The organism is Kitasatospora sp. NPDC059812 (genome assembly GCF_042732075.1).
GTDB lineage: Bacteria > Actinomycetota > Actinomycetes > Streptomycetales > Streptomycetaceae > Kitasatospora.
Genome location: NZ_JBHWIO010000038.1, coordinates 1 through 17790, shown reverse-complemented (window position 1 = coordinate 17790; position 17790 = coordinate 1). Strand labels below are relative to the sequence as shown.

General features: G+C 77.6%; 5 protein-coding genes. All 5 read left to right on the top strand.

What is annotated here, in order from left to right; translation table 11 throughout:
• Positions 1-3: 3 nt before the first annotated feature.
• Positions 4-864 carry a 3-hydroxyacyl-CoA dehydrogenase family protein gene (locus ACFV6D_RS20280; protein ID WP_063351484.1) on the top strand — a complete coding sequence of 287 codons (861 nt, stop codon included), beginning with the start codon at positions 4-6 and terminating at the stop codon, positions 862-864.
• Positions 861-2807 carry a non-ribosomal peptide synthetase gene (locus tag ACFV6D_RS20275; RefSeq protein WP_380560643.1) on the top strand — a complete coding sequence of 649 codons (1947 nt, stop codon included), beginning with the start codon at positions 861-863 and terminating at the stop codon, positions 2805-2807. The genes ACFV6D_RS20280 and ACFV6D_RS20275 overlap by 4 nt, the downstream gene beginning before the upstream one ends.
• A gap of 19 nt (positions 2808-2826) precedes the next feature.
• On the top strand, positions 2827-7449 hold the full coding sequence (locus ACFV6D_RS20270; protein WP_380560642.1) for a condensation domain-containing protein: 4623 nt from the start codon (positions 2827-2829) through the stop codon (positions 7447-7449).
• Positions 7446-12857: an amino acid adenylation domain-containing protein gene (locus ACFV6D_RS20265; protein WP_380560641.1), complete on the top strand. Its 5412-nt coding sequence runs from the start codon at positions 7446-7448 to the stop codon at positions 12855-12857. The genes ACFV6D_RS20270 and ACFV6D_RS20265 overlap by 4 nt, the downstream gene beginning before the upstream one ends.
• 4 nt (positions 12858-12861) lie before the next feature.
• A partial coding sequence (locus ACFV6D_RS20260; protein WP_380560640.1) for an amino acid adenylation domain-containing protein occupies positions 12862-17790 on the top strand: 4929 nt, incomplete at its 3' end.

Below are 17790 nucleotides of genomic sequence, written 5' to 3'. Positions count from 1 at the left end.
ACGATGGGCACCGCCGTCGCCCAGGTCTTCGCCGCGGCCGGGCACCCCGTGGTGGTGGTCGACCGGCAGCGGGCCGCCCTCGACGCCGGCCCCGGCCGGCTGCGGGACGGCCTGCGCGCCGCGCGGCTGCTCGGTCGCCGCCCGGCCCCCGGTGAGGCTGGTGCCGGGACCCCTGCCGAGGCCCGCCCCTCGGCGGCGGAGACCGTCGAACTGGTCGACTGGACGGACGAGTTCGGGCGGCTGGCGGCGGCCGGCTTCGTGGTGGAGTGCGCCTCCGAGCGGCTGGCCGTCAAGGAGCAGGTGCTCCGGGAGCTCGACCGGGTCTGCGCCCCCGCCGCGGTGTTCGCCTCCTGCACCTCGGCGATCCCGGTCGAGCGGCTCGCCTCCTACACCGACCGGGCCGACCGGGTGCTCGCCACGCACTTCATGAACCCCGCGTACCTCAAGGAGACGGTCGAGGTGGTGCGGGGCCCGGCCACCACCGCCCGGACGCTGGAGACCACCCTCGCTCTGCTCGCCGGGGTCGGCCGCCGCGCCCACGTCGTCCGCGACTCGCCGGGTTTCGTCTCCAACCGGGTGCTGATGCCGATGGTCAACGACGCGGCCGCCCGGGTGCAGGAGGGCGTGGCCGACGCGGAGACCGTCGACCTGATCTTCCAGGAGTGCTTCGGCCACGCCATGGGCCCGCTGCGCACGGCGGACCTGATCGGGCTCGACACCATCGTCGACACCCTCGACGTCCTGCTGGAGACCACCGGCGACGAACGGTTCCGGCCCTGCGACCTGCTGCTCGACCTGGTGCGGCGCGGACACTTCGGCCGCAAGACCGGGCTGGGCTTCCACGCCTACGGGACCCGCCCGTGACCGCCGGCCGCCCGGCCCCCGACGTACTCGACCTGATCCGGGAACGGTTCCGCACGCTGCCCGACCGGACCGCCGTGGCGGTCGGCGAGCAGAACCTGACGTATCGTCAACTCGATGTTGAAACCAAGGCGTTGGCCGATCGACTGGCCGCCGTCGGGGTCGCCCCCGGCAGGCTCGTCCTGATCCACCGCCGCCAGGGCGTGCGCACCGTCGTCGGCATGCTGGCCGCGCTGCGGCTGGGCGCCGCCTGGTGCGTCCTGGAACCCGATCGCCCCGCCGCGATGGTGCGCGCCCTGCTGCGCGACAGCGGCTGCGCCGTCCTGGTGTACGACGACGGCGACCCGGCCACCCCGCCCGCCGCCGTGCGGGAGCTGACGGCCGGCTGCGGGCAGCCCGTCACGGCGGTGGCCGAGAGCGGACCGGCCCCTGCTCCGGCCGTGGCCGCCGGCCGGTCGGACGCCGTGGTGCCCCCGACCGCACCGGCCTACGCCGTCACCACCTCCGGGACCACCGGGGAGCCCAAGGCCGTCCTGGTCTCCCGTGGCGCGCTCGCCCACCTGGTCGCCTCCCGCGCCGAGGACCCCGCCGCGACCACCTTCACCGCCTCCCGGCTCTCCTGGGACGCGCCGCTGCTGATGCTGTTCCACACGCTCTGCGGCGGCGGCACGGCGGTGCTGCCCGACGAACGGGCCCTGCCCGACCCGGAGGCCGCCGCCGCGCTGATCCGCCGCCACCGGGTCGAGGTGGCGGTCGGCCCGCCCTCGTTCCACCTGCTGGTGCTGCCCCACCTGGCCGGCGCCGACGTCCACCTGCGGCAGTGGATCGTCGGCGGGGAGGCGCTGTCGGCCGCGCAGTCCGAGCGGCACCGGGCCGTCCTGCCCGGCACCCGGCTGGTCAACGAGTACGGCGCCACCGAGACCACCGTCACCGTGCTCGCCCAGCCGGTCACGCCCGCGTCGCTCGACCCCGTCCCGATCGGGCGGTCCACCCCGGGCAACCGGATCCACCTGCTGGACGAGCGGCTCGCCCCGGTCGGGCCCGGGCGAACCGGCGAGCTGTACGTGGCCGGGCCGCAGGTCGCCGAGGGCTACGCCGGGCGCCCGGCCGACACCGCGCTGCGCTTCCTCCCCGACCCCTTCGCCACCACCCCCGGCGCCCGGATGTACCGCACCGGGGACCTCGCCTCCGCCGACCCCACCGGGGCGCTGGTGTTCCGCGGCCGGGCCGACGGGCAGCTCAAGGTGCGCGGCGTCCGGGTCGAACGCGAGGCCGTCGAAGCGGCGCTGGAGCGCCACCCCGCCGTCCGGCAGGCCGCTGTCCTCGCCGTGACCGGCCCCGACGGCGCCACCGCGCTGGCCGCGTGCTGGCTCCCCGCCGACCCCGCCGCCCCCGCGCCGGACACCGCCGAACTGCTGGCGCACTGCACCGCCCTGCTCGGCGGCCAGGCCCGGCCGGAGCGCTTCGTCCGGGTGGCCGGCTTCCCGCTCGCGCCGTCCGGCAAGACCGACCTCCAGGCGCTGCACGCCCTGCTCGCCGAAGACCCTGAAGACCCCGTCGAGACCGGCGAGCCCGGCGGGCCGGACGGTCTCGGCGGACGCGGCGAGCCCGCCGGGGCGGACGGGGCCCCGCAGCTCGTGACGCGCTACTGGACCGAGGTCCTCGGGCACGGCGACTTCGGACCGGACGACGACTTCTTCGCCGTCGGCGGCAACTCGCACCGGATCGTCGAACTCCACCTGCGCCTCGAAGGCCGCTGGCCCGGCGCCGTCCGCGTCGGCCGGCTCTTCGACCTGCGCACCGTCGCCGAGCAGGCCGCGGCCGTCACCCCGGAGGCCGTCGCCCCGGAGGCTGCCACCTCGGAGGCGGCCACCCGGGAGCCCGTCGCCCCGGCGGCCGGAGCGCCCACGGGCGGCGCCCGGCCCGACGCCGCGTACGAAGTCTGACGAACGGGAGAGAGCAGCAGTGACCAGGACCCCAGCGACGGCCCCCGCCGACACCGACATCGCCGTCGTCGGCATCGGCGCCCGCTTCCCCGACGCCGACGACCTGGTGGCCTTCCGGGCCAACCTCGCCGCCGGCCGGGACTCCGTCGGGGGCATGCCCGCCGCCCGGGCCGCCGCCACCGGACTCGACCCGGACGCGGACTACCTGCCGATGGGCCACCTCGCCGACGTCCACACCTTCGACCACGCCTTCTTCGGCCTCTCCCGGCGCGAGGCCGCCCTGATGGACCCCCAGCAGCGGATCGCGCTGGTCCTCGCCCACCAGGCCGTCGAGGACGCCGGCCACGCCGCGAGCGCCCTGCGCGGACGCCAGGTCGCCGTGGTGCTCAGCGCCGCCGCCTCCGGCTACCTCGGCGCCGCCACCGAGCCCGGCCCGCTCAGCGCCCTCGGCAACGTGCCCTTCGCGCTGCCCGCCCGGATCGCCCACGTGCTCGGCTTCGAAGGCCCCTGCTACGCCGTCGACACCGGCTGCAACGGCTCGCTCGTCGCCGTCCACCAGGCCTGCCGCGAACTGCGCGACGGCGAGGCCGAGTACGCGCTCGCCGGCGGATTCAGCCTGCGCCCCGGCGGCCTGCCCGCCCGGCAGACCGAGGGCATGACCGAACTCGTCTCCCCGAGCGGCCGCTGCCGGGCCTTCGACGCCGACGCCGACGGCACCGCCAGCGGCGAGGGCGGCGCCGTCCTGCTGCTCACCACCCTCGGCCGGGCCCGCGCCGACGGCACGCCCGTCCACGCGGTGATCCGCGGCAGCGCCGTCCGGCACAACGGCCGCGCGGCCGCCACCATCAGCACCCCGAGCGCACCCGCGCACGCGGCGGTGATCGGCGCGGCCTGGCGCGCCGCCGGGCTCGACCCCGCCCTGGCCGGCTACCTGGAGGCGCACGGCTCCGGCACCCGGCTCGGCGACGCCGTCGAACTGGAGGGCCTGGCCCAGGTGTTCGGGCCGCGCGGGTTCGGGGCGCGGGGCCGGCGGCTGCCGATCGGCTCGGTGAAGACCAACGTCGGCCACCTCGACCACGCGGCCGGGATCGCCGGCCTGGTCAAGGCCGTCCTCGCGGTCGGCCACGGCGAGCTGTACCCGTCCCTGCACTTCCGCCGGCCCGTCGACGAGGCCGCCCTCGAACCCGTCGAGGTGGTCACCGCGCTGCGCCCCTGGGAGGGCGAGGAGCGGATCGCCGGCGTCAGCTCGTACAGCCTCGGCGGCATCAACGCCCACTGCGTGGTCCAGCGGCCGCCCGTGCCGCCGCGCGGCGACCGGTCGGGCACCCCCCGGCTCGTCGGCGTCTCCGCGCGCAGCCGCACCGCGCTCGCCCGGCTCTGCGCCGACCTCGGCGCCGCGTTGACCGGCCCGGCCGCCCGCGACACCGACCTCGACGACGTCGCCCTCACCCTCAACTCCGGGCGCACGCACTACGGGCACCGGGCGGCGGTGTGGGCCCGCGACACCGCCGGGCTCGGCCGGGCCCTGCTCGAACGGGCGGCCCGGCTCGACGCCTCGGCACCGGCCGGCGGCGCCCCGCGCGGCGGCCGGACCAGGCCGCCCGCCGTCTGCCTGCTGCTCTCCCCGGACGCCGTGCCCGACGCCCCCGGCCCGGCGGAGCTGCCCGACGCGCTGCCCGCCACCGGCCCGGCGGCCCGGCTGCTCGCGGGCCAACTCGCCCTCCACCGCGAGCTGTCGCGCTGCGGCGTACCCGTCGGGACCGTGTTGAGCAGCGGCGTCTCCCGGTACGCCGCCCGGTACCTGCTCGGCACCCTCACCGCCGAGGACACCCGCGAACTCGCCACCGCCGCCGCCACCGGAGCCGAGGCCGCGCCGCCCGACCGGGACCGGCTCGTCGCGGCGGCCGAACGGCTCGCCGCCGCCGGACCGGTGGTGTTCCTCGACCCCGGCCCCGGCGGCGTCCTCGGCCGGCTGCTCGCCGAGCGGTTCGGCCCGGAGGGGCAGGACGGCGCCCGGCTGGTCACGGCCGCCGGTGACGGCGACGGAGGCTTTGCCGCGCTGCTCGGCCGGCTGTACGAATGCGGCCTGGACCTGGACTGGACGGCGCTCGGCCCCGAGCCCGGCACCGCCCGGCGGCTGCGCCTGCCCGGACACCCGCTGGCTGCCACCCCCTGCTGGATCCGGCCCGCACCGGCGGCCCCCGCCCTGCCCGTCGCATCCGTGGCGCCCGTCGTGTCCGTCGCGCCCGCCGCGCCCGCCGTCGAGCGCACCGGGACCGGCCCCGCCGAGGACCCCGAACGCTGGCTCGCCGAAGTCCTGGGAGAACTCCTGCACAGCGAGCAGCCGCCCGGCCCGGAGGCCGACTACTTCGAACTCGGCGGCAACTCGATCATCGCCCTCCAGCTCGCCGACCGGATCCAGACCCGCTTCGGCTTCCGCCCCCGGCTGCTCGACGTCTACGAACACCCCGCCGTCGGCGCGTTCGCCGACCTCATCCGCCGCCGGGCCGGCGCCCCCGCGGCCCCCGCCCTGCCGCCGATCACCCCCCGCGACACACCCCCCGTCACCTCCTTCGGCCAGGACCGGATCTGGTTCCACCACCAGCTCGACCCCGACACCACGCTCTACAACCTCCCGATGGTCAGCCTGATCAGCGGCCCGCTCGACGTCGACGCCGTCCGCGGCATGTGGCACGACCTGATGCTGCGCCACGAGGTGCTGCGCTCCAACTTCGCCGAGGAGGACGACGAGCCGGTGCTGCGCATCAGCCCGGAGCCCGGCGACTTCTTCACCCTCCGGGACGTCTGCGCCGAGCCGGACCCGCTCGCCGCCGCCCGCGAACTCGTCCGGCAGGCCGCCGAGCACCGCTTCGACCTCGCCCACGACCCCCTGGTGCGGGTGCTCGTGGTCCGCACGGCCCCCGAGCAGCACGTGCTCCAGGTGACCATGCACCACGCCGTCAACGACGGCGCCTCACCGCGGATCTTCGAACGCGAGCTGCCCGAGCTGTACGCCGCCCGCCGCGAGGGCCGCCCGCACCGGCTCGCGCCGCTGCCCGTCCAGTTCGCCGACTACGCGGCCTGGCAGCGCGAACTGGTGGCCGGCTCGGCCCTGGACGGCGAACTCGCCTACTGGTGCGAGACCCTGCGGGACGCGCCGGTGCTGCGGCTGCCCACCGACCACCCGCGCCCGGCCCGCAAGGACCACGCCGGCGACCTCGCGGTGTTCACCGTGGACGCCGCCCTGATGCGGGAGCTGCGGCGGCTCGCGGCCGACCGCTCCGTCACTCTCTTCGTGGTCCTGCTCGCCGGCCTCTACCTGCTGCTGGCCCGCCGCAGCGAGCAGGACGACCTGGTCGTCGGCATCCCGACCACCGGGCGCAACCGGCCCGAACTCGAAGGCCTGATCGGCTTCTTCAACAGCACCGTGGCACTGCGCGCCGACCTGTCCGGCGCCCCGTCGGTGACCGCCTTCCTGCACCGGGTGCGCGCCGTGGTGCTGGAGTCCCTGGAGCACCAGGAGATCCCCTTCGACCGGGTCGTCCAGGCGCTGACGGACGAGCGCGATCCGGGCCGGAGCCCGCTGTTCGACGTGTTCTTCGTGCACCAGGAGCTGCCGCCGATCCAGCAGATCGAGGGCACCTCGACCGGGTACTTCGACATCGGCCACAGCGCCGGCAACCTGTTCGGCGGCCTGCCGGCGGGCACCGCCAAGTTCGACCTCACCCTGATCACCTCCGACCGGGTCGGCGACGACGCCATGACCGCCTGCCTGGAGTTCAGCACCCAGCTGTTCACGGGGGCGACGGCGGCCGCGTTCGTCGAGGAGTACACGGCGCTGCTCCGTGAACTCGCCGCCGCTGAGGGCGAGTTGCCGATCTCCCGACTGTGGGCCGGGGTACCGGTTCCCGCCTCCTCCGACGCGGCGCTGCCAGCCGCTCTGTCCGGGCCCGTACGGCTCGACGTCCCCACCGACCGCCCCCGCCCGGGCCACGCCAACTACACCGAGCGCAGCGTCACCGTCCCGGTCGACGAGTCGCTGCGCGGCGCCATCGCCCGGTTCGGCCCGCACCCCGACCGGGTGCTGCGGGCCGGCTGGCTGGTGCTGCTCTCGTGGATCGCCGGCCAGGACGAGGTGGCGGTCGGCCTGCCCGGCGGCGCCCTGCTGCGGGCCGACCTCGCCGACGAGCCCGCCTTCGCCGACCTGCTCGGGCGCACCACCCCCGACGGGACGGCCGGCCCCGGAGCCGAGCCCCCGGTCCGCTCCCGGGGCGACGGTGGCGGCCACGGCGTCGGTCACGGCGCCGCCCCGGGCGGGGTCGAACTCGACCTGGGGTGGCGGGCGGAGAGCGGCGCCGCCCCCACGGCGCTGACCGTGCACTACGCCCCCGAACTCTTCGACCCGCCGACCGCGACCGGCTTCGCCACCGGCCTGCGCGAGCTGCTGCGCGGCCTGCTCGCCGAGCCCGACCGCCCGGTCCACGACGTGGCGGCCGACTACGCCGACTACGCGGACCAGGCCGACGGTGCGGACCACGCCGACCACGGCGACCACGGCGACCACGCCGACCACGCCGACCACGGCGACGCGCCCGAGACCGTGACCCCGCACCCCGATGACGACACCGTGAGGGCCCTGTGAGCAGCTCCACCGCCACCCCGCTCGACGCCGCCCGGCGTGCCGTCCTGCGGGACACCCCGCTCCTGCCCGCCGACTGCGTGGCGCGCCTGGTCCGCTTCGAGGGCCCGGTCGGGCTGGACCGGCTGCGCCGAGCCGTGGCCCGAGCCCTGGCCGAACGCCCGGACCTGCACACCGGCTACCGCGCCGCCGCCGGGGGCGGCCCCGGCCTGCTCCGCCCGGCCGACCCGGCCCAGCCGCCCGCCGTCGCGGTGATCGACCTCGACCCGGAGGAACTGGACGGCTGGCTCGCCGCCGAGCTCGTCCGCCCGCTCGACCTGCTCGGCGGGCCGCTGCTGCGCCACGTGCTGATCCGCCGATCCGACGGCGGGCTCAGCTGGTTCCAGCGCCACCACCGGCTGGTCGACGACGACGCCGGGCTGGCCGCACTCGTCCGCCGGGCCGGCGAGCTGTACGCCGAGGACGCCGCGGATGCCGAGACGGCCCCGGCCTCCACCGGCACCTCCGTTCCCATCCCGGACCCGGACGCCGACCGGCCCGCCGACCGGGCGTACTGGCGGGAGGTCCTGGGGGCCGCCGGTCCCGAGCCCGCCGCCGCCCGCCCGGCCGGGGCCGTCGCGCCGCCGGCCGAGCTGCCCTGGCTGCCGGTGGCCGACCCGGCCGCACTGGCCCGGGCCGCCCGGGCCGGCGGTGCGGGCCCCGCCGCGGTGCTGCTCGCCGCCGCCGCCGTCCACGCGCACCGGCTGACCGGCGCCCGGGAGCTGCTGCTCGGACACTGGCGCCCGGCTCCCGGCCCGGGCGGCCGCGGCCTGGTCGTCCCGGTGCGCCTGGCCCCGGCCCCCGGGCTCAGCTTCACCGCCGTCCTCCGGCAGGCCGGCCGCGCCCTGCGCGCGGTCCGGCGCCACGGCCACCGGCCGGACCTCGACCTGCCCTGGGACCCGTCCTCCGGGTACGGCCTGGTCACCGGGATCGCCGACAGCGCCGAGCGGGTGGCGTACGGCCCCGGGACGGTCGCCGTCCTGGCCCGCGCCTGGGGCGAGCCGCTGCCCGGCCTGTTCCTGCGCGCCGACCCCACCCCCGGCCCGGCGGACCGGGACGGGGCGTGGCGGGTCGCCGCCGGCGGCCACGGCGCCGACCCGGCGGCCCACCGCCGGCTGGTCCGGCTGCTGGCGCGGCTGGCGGCCCGGCCCGACGAGCCGATCCACTCCTTCGACCTCGCCGACGGGGACGAGCTCGCCCTGCTGCGGAAGGCCAACGCCACCGAACACGCGGTGCCCGAGACCACCGTGCCCGCGGCGTTCGCCGCCCAGCTGGCGCGGACCCCGTCCGCCGTCGCGGTGCGCGGCGGGGGAGAGGTGCTGGACTACGCCGAACTGGACGGGCGCTCCGAGCGGATCGCCCGGCGGCTCGCCGGCCTCGGTGTCGGCCGCGAGGACGTCGTCGCGGTGCTGCTGCCCCGCACGCCCGCCCTGGTCGCGGCCGTGCTGGGCGTGCTGAAGGCGGGCGCCGCCTACCTCCCGGTCGACCCGGGCCACCCGCGCGGCCGGGTGGAGTTCGTGCTCGCGGACGCCCGCCCCCGGGTGGTCCTGACCACGGCGCAGCTGGCCGCCGCCGTGCTGCCGGAGCCGACCGCCGACGGCCCGTCCGTCGTCCTGCTGGACGAGCCCGCTGCCGAGCCCGCCGGCCCCGAGCCCGCCGGCCCCGCGCCCGCCGGTCCCGCGCCCGCCGGGGCGACGCCCACCCGCCCGCTGCCCGGCAACGCGGCGTACGTCATCCACACCTCCGGCTCCACCGGGACGCCGAAGGGCGTGGTGGTCACCCACCGGGCCGTGGCCAACCTCGCCGCCTGGGCGGCAGCCGAGCTCGGCCCCGAGGCCCTCTCCCGGGTGCTCGGCTCCACCTCGCTCTCCTTCGACCTGTCGGTCTTCGAGCTCCTGGTGCCGCTGTTCACCGGCGGCAGCGTCGACCTGGTGGACAACCTGCTCACGCTGCTGGAACGCCCGGACTGGTCCGGCAGCCTGGTCAACACCGTCCCGTCGGTGTACCAGCAGGTCGCCCGCGCCGAGTGGGTGCGCGAGCGGGCGACGACCTACGTGTTCTGCGGCGAGCCGCTGCCCGCCGCGCTGGTCCGCCAGGTGCACGCCCGCAACCCGGACGCCCGGGTGCTCAACCTCTACGGCCCCACCGAGGCCATCGTGTACGCCACGGCCGGGGCGTGCCCGCCCGGTGCGGACGGTGAGCCGTCGATCGGCGTGCCGATCGGCAACGTGCGCGCCCACGTCCTCGACCCGGCCCTGCGGCCCGCGCCGGTCGGCGTCACCGGCGAGCTCTACCTGGCCGGGGACTACCTGGCCCGGGGCTACGCCCACCGGCCCGGGGCCACCGCCGAGCGCTTCCTGCCCGACCCGTTCGGCCCGCCCGGCGCCCGGATGTACCGCACCGGGGACCTCGCCCGCTGGACCGCCGCCGGCGAGCTGGAGTACGCCGGCCGCACCGACCACCAGGTGAAGATCCGCGGCCACCGGATCGAACTCGGCGAGATCGAGGCCCGGTTGACGGAGCTGGACGGCATCCGGCGGGCCGTGGTGGTCGCCACCGACGACGGCGAGGGCGACCGCCGCACGACGGCCTTCCTGGTCGCCGCCGAGGGCCGCCCGGCCGATCCGGAGGCCGTCCGGGCGGCGCTGCGCGAGGTGCTGCCCGCACCCGTCGTCCCGGCCGCCCTGGTCTTCCTCGACGACCTCCCGACCAACGCCAACGGCAAGACCGACCGCGGCGCGCTCGCCGCACTGGCCGCCGGAACCGTGGACGGGGCGTCGCCCGAGCCCGCCGCCGCCCCGGCCGCCGGCCCCGTCGAGGTGCTGCGCGAGCTCTTCGCCGGCGTCCTCGGCCTGCCCGAAGTCGGCCCGGACGACAGCTTCTTCGCCCTCGGCGGCGACAGCATCCGCTCCATCAAGCTGCTCCGCCGGGCCCGCCGGGCCGGGCTGGCGCTCGCCCCGGAGGACGTGTTCGCGCACCCGACCCCGGCCGGACTCGCGGCCGTCGCCACCGCGCTCGACCCCGCCGACCAGGGCGCCGGCCGGCCCGCCGACGGCGAACTGCTCCCGCTGGACGCCGCCGAACGCGCCTGGTTGCAGGCCCGGTTCCCGGGCCACCGGGACGTGCTGCCGCTGACACCGCTCCAGGAGCGGCTGCTCTTCCCCACCCAGCACAGCCAGGGCGGCGGCGGGGCCTACGTGATGCGGCTGTGGATGCTCTTCGACGGGCGGCTCGACCCGGCGGCGCTGCGCCGCGCCGTCGAGGCGCTCTGCCGCCGCCACCCGAACCTGGCGGCCGGGTTCGTCCGCCTCCCCGACGGCCGCCCGGTGCAGGTCGTCCCGGACCGCCTGCCGCCGTTCACGGAGCTGGACCTCGGCGGCCTCACGGCGGCCGAACAGGAGGCGGAGACCGAGCGGTTGGCCGCCGAGGCGAGGACCACCCGGTTCGACCCGGCCGACCCGCCGCTGATCCGCTTCACCCTGCTGCGGCTGGGCCCCGGAGAGGGCGTGGGAGCGCAGCGGTACCGGCTGGAGGTGGTCGCCCACCACACCCTGATCGACGGCTGGTCCAACCAGCTCCTCCTGCCGGAGCTGTTCGCCCTGTACCGCGACCCGGCCGGACTGCCCGAGCCGGTGCCGCTGCGCGCCCACCTGGCCTGGCTGGCCGGCCGGGACCACGAGGCCGCCCGCCGGGCGTGGCGCGAGGCCCTGGCCGCGCCGATCGAACCCACCCTGGTGACGCCGCCCGGGCTGCCGCCCGCCGACGGGTGGCCGGGCCGCCGCTACCGGCCCCTGGGCGAGGAGCGCACCGAACGGCTCGGCGCCCTCGCCGCCGGGCTGGGCATCACGCTCAACACCGTGCTCCAGGCCACCTGGGCGCTGCTGCTGGCCGAGCGGACCGGCCGCCCCGACACCGTGTTCGGGATCATCGTCAACGGCCGCTCGCCGGAGCTGCCGGGCTCCGAGTCCGTCATGGGCTTCCTCATCAACACCCTGCCGCTGCGGATCACCCTGCGGCCGGAGGAGTCGCTGGCCGGGCTGCTGACCCGGGTCCAGCGCGAGCAGGTCCGGATGATCGCCCACCAGCACCTGGGAATCCCCGCCATCCAGCGGGCGACCGGCCTCGGCGAACTCTTCGACACCGTCATGGTGTACGAGAACTTCCCGCAGTCCGGCGACCAGGGCGACGCGCTCCCGGGGGTGCGGATCACCGGTTCGGGCAGCGAGACGGCCGCGCACTACCCGCTGTCGCTGATGGCCATCCCGAGGGACGGCGGACTGGAACTCGACATCCTGCACCGGGAGGACGCCGTCGACGCCGAGGCCGCCGACGCCCTGCTGGCCCGGCTGCTGGGGCTGCTCGACACCCTCGTCGCCGAGCCGGACACCACCGTCGGCGCCCTCGGTCTGCTCGACTCCTGGCCCGCGACCGCCGGGCCCGCCCGCACCCCGCTCCCCGCCACCGACGCCACCGTCGCCGCCGTCCCCGCGCCGCCCGCCGACGGCCTGGAGCCCATGCTGGCCACCCTGCTGCCGCTGCGCTCGACCGGCACCGGCGCGCCGCTGTTCTGCGTGCACCCGGCCGCCGGGATCGGCTGGACGTACGCGGCGCTGCTGGGGCCGCTCGGCGACCGGCCGCTCTACGTCCTGCAGTCCCGCGGCCTCGACGGCCGGGGGCCGCTGCCGGCCAGCGTGGAGGAGGTGGCCGAGGACTGCGTGCGGGAGATCCGCGCCGTCCAGCCCGACGGGCCCTACCACCTGCTCGGCTGGTCGTTCGGCGGCCTGGTCGCCTACGCCGTGGCCGCCCGGCTGCAGGAGCAGGGCGCGGAGGTGGGCCTGCTCGCGATGCTCGACAGCTACGTGCTCGCCAACCTGCCCGCCCGCTCGGAGGCCGAGGTGCTCGCCGAGCAGGGCCACGTCCGTAACGCCCTGCTGCGGCTGACCGGCGTCGACCGCCCCGCCGACGCGCCCGCGCCGACCGCCGAGGAGTTCCTCGTCCTCGCCAAGGACTCCGACTCGCCGCTCTCCGTCTTCTCCGAACACCACCTGACCGCGCTCGCCGAGGTCTACGACAACAACGTCCGGCTAGGCCGGGCCTTCCGCCCCGGCCGGTACCGCGGCGACCTGCTCCTCATCGAGGCCGTTCCGGAGACCAGCGGGCCCGTCCAGGACCCGGAGAGCTGGCTGCCCCACCTCGGCGGCGGCCGGCTGCTGCGGCACCGGACCGACCACGGCCACCAGGACCTCGGCGGCCCGGCCGCCCTCCTCGACCTCGCCCCGGCGCTGCTCGACCGGCTCGGCGACCCGTCCGGGCCGCACGGGTCACCGGGCCCGCACGAGCCGCACCAGCCGCACGAGCCGGAAAGGAGCTGACCGGATGTCCGCCACGCCCGCCACGCCCGCCTCTCCCGCCCGACGACGGCCGCTCACGGCCCCGCAGTCGGGAATCTGGTTCGGCCACGAGGCCGACCCCACCCGGCGGCGGTTCACCGCCGGCCAGTACGTCCAGTTCCACGGCGCGATCGACGAGGAGCTGTTCGAACGCGCGCTGCGGGGCGTGGTGGCCGGCAGCGAGAGCCTGCGGGTGCGCTTCGAGCCGACCGCCGACGGCGCCGTCCAGATCATCGAGGACGCCGCCGACTGGCCGCTGCACCGGCAGGACCTGCGCCACCACGAGGACCCGGCCGCCGCCGCCCGCGCGTTCCTCGCCGCCGAACTCGCCCACCCCTACGACCTGACCGCCCGCCCGCCCTTCGACCACTTCCTGCTGCGGACCGGCGAGGCGGAGTACCTCTGGTACCTCCGGATGCACCACATCCTGTGCGACGGCGTGGGCGGGGCCGGGCTGATGCGCCGGGTGGCGGCCGAGTACACGGCGCTGCACGCGGGCGAGCCGGCCTCCACCGGCGTGCACGACCCGCTCCAGGCCCTGCTGGACGACGACGCCGCCTACCGCGCCTCCGCCCGGTTCCGCACCGACGCCGCTTTCTGGGCCGAGGAGTTGGCCGGCCTCGGCGACCCGCCCCGCCTCGCGGGCGGGCGCGGCGCCCCGACCGGCTCGGGCCCGCGCCCGCCGGTCGCCGTCCGGACGGAGCTGTCCGCCGAACGCTGGGCCGCTGTCCGCGAGCGCGTCGGCGCGGGCTGGACGGCGCTGTTCCCGGCCGCGCTCGCCGTCGCGCTGCACGCCGACACCGGCGAGGGCACGGCGGTGATCGGCCTCGGCGTCCGCGGCCGGGACGCCGCGCTGGCCCGGCGGGCCCTCGGCATGACGGCGAACGTCGTCCCGCTGCGGCTCGCCGTCGACCCGGCCGCCACCGTCGGCGGCCTGGTGACGGCCACGGCGGACCGGGTCCGCGCCGCGCTGCGCCGCCAGCGGTACCGCTTCGAGGACCTGCTCCGCGACACCGCCGCCGCCCGGGGCGACCGGCCGCTGATCGGCCCCACCCTGAACCTGCTGCCGCTCGACCCGGGCCTGCGGTTCGGCGGGATCCCGGCCACCGTGCACGAGGTCTCGCCGGGCCTGCCCGAGGACTTCGCGCTCGGCGTCTACGACAACGGCCGCGCCACCCTGCCGGTGTTCGCCGACGCGGTCGGCGACTACCCCGAGGACACCGTCCGGGCCCACCTGGACCGGGTGCTCGACCTCGTGACGGCGCTGGCCGAGGCGCCCGAGGGGCTCCCGGTCGGCCGGCTGCGCACCGGCGGCGGCGTCGCCCTGCCCGCGCCCGCGCCCGGGTCGGCGCCCGGGTCGGCGCGGACCGAGCCGGACGGCGACACCCTGGTCTCGCTATTCGAACGGCAGGCCGCCGCCCGCCCGCAGGCACCCGCCGTGGTGCTGGGGGAGACCGTCCTCACCTACCGCGAACTCGACCTGCGCGCCGACCGGTTGGCCCGCCGGCTCGCCGCCCGGGGCGTGCGCCGCGGCGACCTGGTGGGCGTCGCCCTGCCCCGCTCGCCGGACCTGGTGGTCGCGCTGCTCGGCGTCCAGAAGGCCGGCGCCGGCTACCTGCCGCTGGATCCGGACTACCCGGTCGAGCGGCTGCGCGCGACCATCGAGGACGCCGCGCCCCGGCTCGTGGTGACGGACGACTCCGCCCGGGCGGCGCTGCCCGACGGCGTCGAGACCCTGCCCGTCGACGGCGCGGACGAGCCCGCCGACCGGACGCAGCCGCAGCGCCCCGGCCCGGACGGCGTCGCCTACGTCATCCACACCTCCGGCTCCACCGGCCGCCCCAAGGGCGTCCTGGTCACCCACCGCAACGTCACCCGGCTGCTCGCCACCACCGCCGACCGGTTCGGCTTCGGACCGGACGACACCTGGACCCTGTTCCACTCCTACGCCTTCGACTTCTCGGTCTGGGAGCTGTGGGGCGCCCTGCTGCACGGCGGCCGCCTGGTCGTCGTCCCCCGGGACACCGCCCGCTCGCCCGAGGAGTTCCTGCGCCTGCTCGCCGACGAGCGCGTCACGGTGCTCAACCAGACCCCCTCGGCGTTCACCCAGCTGGCCGCAGCCGACGCCGCCCACCCGGGCCCGAGCGCCCGGCTCGCCCTGCGCTACGTCATCTTCGGCGGTGAGCAGCTCGAACCCTGGCGGCTCGCGGACTGGTACCTGCGGCACCCGCAGGACGCGCCCCGGCTCGTCAACATGTACGGCATCACCGAGACCACCGTGCACGTCACGGCCGGCGACCTCGACGCCGCCGCCGTGGCCTCGGGCGCCGCCACCATCGGCCGGCCGCTGCCCGACCTGCGGGCGTACCTGCTGGACGCCGCCCTGCGGCCGGTGCCCGACGGCCTGCCCGGCGAGCTGTACGTGGCCGGCCCCGGCCTCGCCCGCGGCTACCTCGGCCGCCCCGCGCTGACGGCCGGCCGCTTCACCGCCGACCCGTACGGTCCGCCCGGCAGCCGGATGTACCGCAGCGGGGACCGCGCCCGCCGCCGCCCCGACGGCGAACTCGAACACCTCGGCCGCACCGACCGGCAGGTGAAGATCCGCGGCTACCGGATCGAACCGGGGGAGATCGAGGCCGCGCTCGCCGCGCGGCCCGGCATCTCCGGCGCCGCCGTCCTCGCCACCGAACGGGAGCCCGGGCGCAAGGCGCTGACCGCCTACCTGCTCGGCACCGAGGAGGCCGTCCGCGCGGCCGCCGACCACGCCCACGCGTCGCTCCCGGACCACCTGGTGCCCGCGGCCTTCGTCGCCGTCGAGGCCTTCCCGCTGACCGCCAACGGCAAGCTCGACGAGCACCGGCTGCGGGCCCGGGAGGCCAGGGCGGCGGACGGCCGGGGCCGGGCGCCCAGCGGCGAGCACGAGACCCGGCTGCACCGGCTGTTCGGCGAACTCCTCGGGGCCGAGGGCTTCGGCGCGGACGAGAGCTTCTTCGCCCTCGGCGGCGACTCCCTCTCGGCGAACCGGCTGGTGGTCCGCGCCCGGGCCGAGCTGCCCGCCGAGCTGTCGGCCGAACTGACCATCCGGGACGTCTTCGCGGCCCCCACCGTGGCCGGCCTGGCCGCCCGGATCGGTGCCCGTGGCGCCGCCCGCCAGGGCGAGGCGGCGGCCGGCCGGGCGCGCCCGCAGCGCCCGCAGGCCGGCCCCCGGCCGGAGCGCATCCCGCTCTCCTACGCCCAGCGCGGCCTGTGGTTCCTGCACCGGCTCGGCGAGCAGGCGTCGACCTACCACGTCCCGCTCGCCGCCCGGCTGACCGGGCCGCTCGACCTGGCCGCGCTACGGGCCGCCGCGGCCGACGTCCAGCAGCGGCACGAGAGCCTGCGCACCGTGTTCCCGGCCACCGACGGGCAGCCGTACCAGCGGATCCTCGACGACCCGCCCCTTCCGCTGACCGTCCGGCACCCCGACCCCGCCGACCTGGACGCGGCGGTGCACGAGGAGGTCCACCGGCCCTTCGACCTCGAACACGGCCTGCCCTGGCGGCTGGTGGTGTTCACCGCCGGGCCCGGCACCCACCTGCTGCTGATCGTCCTGCACCACATCACCGCCGACGAACAGTCGCTGGGCCCGCTGACCCGCGACCTCGCCGCCGGCTACGCCGCCCGGGCCCGCGGCCGGGCCCCCGAGTGGCCCCGACTGCCGCTCCAGTACGCCGACTTCACGCTCTGGCAGGGCCGGGAGCTCGGCCCGGCCGGCCGGCCCGACAGCCCGCTGGCCACCGAACTGGCGCACTGGCGCGAGACCCTGCACGCCGCACCGGGGCGCACCGCGCTGCCGGTGGACCACGAGCCACCGCCCGGTGCGGCCCTGCGCGGGGCCGCCGCCGAGTTCCACTGGGGCGCCGAACTGGTCGCCGCAGCGGCCGAATTGGCGGCCGGCCGGGGAGCCACCCTGTTCATGGTGCTGCACGCGGCCGTCGCCTGCCTGCTCGCCCGCTCCGGAGCGGGCACCGACCTCGTCCTCGGCACGGTCACCGCCGGCCGCGCCGACCCCGCCCTGGACGACCTGGTCGGCTACTTCGCCCAGCCGCTCGCCCTGCGCACCGACCTCTCGGGCCGTCCGGGCTTCGCGGAGCTCGTCGACCGCGTCCGGCACACCGACCTCACCGCCTTCGCGCACGACCAGGCGCCCTTCGACCGGGTCGTGGACGCCCTCGCACCCGACCGGAAACTCGGCCGCCACCCGCTGTTCCAGGTGATGATCACCCTGCACGGCGGGCGCCGGCCCGCGCTCGCCCTGCCCGGCCTGTCCGGCGCACCGCACCGGTTCGAGCGGGTGATGGCCAAGTTCCCGCTGCTCTTCGAGTTCACCGAACAGCCGGACGGCACGGTGCGCGGCGTCCTGGAGTACAGCACCGGCCACTTCCGCCCCGAGACCGCCGAGCGCCTGGCGCAGGGCCTCGGCCGTCTGCTGGCGGCGGCTCTGGCCGACCCGGCGGCACCCGTCGACACCCTCGACGGCCTCGACGTCGTTGGCACCCGCGACCTGTCGGACACCCCAGACCCGGCCGCCCGCCCGCAGCCCGTCACCGGACCGGAGGGCGGCTCGCCCGCCGAGGAGCAGCTGCGGACCCTGTTCGGCAGCGTCCTCGGCCGGGCGCGGCCCGGGCCGTCGGAGGGGTTCTTCCGGCTCGGCGGGGACAGCATCCTGGCGATCCAACTCGCCACCCGGGCCCGGTCGGCGGGAGTGCTGATCACACCGAAGGACGTGTTCACCCACCAGACCCCGCGCGCCCTCGCCGCCGCCGCGGCCGTCGCCCCGGACGCCGGCCGCGCCCCGGCCGCCCGCCCGTCGGAGCCCGCGCCCCCGGGCTATGTTCTGACGCCCACCCCGATCGCGGACAGGCTGTCGGACCGC

Coding starts and splice junctions, on each gene's coding strand:
- ACFV6D_RS20280 (WP_063351484.1), top strand. CDS start 4: ATGGGCACCGCCGTCGCCCAGGTCTTCGCCGCGGCCGGGCACCCCGTG.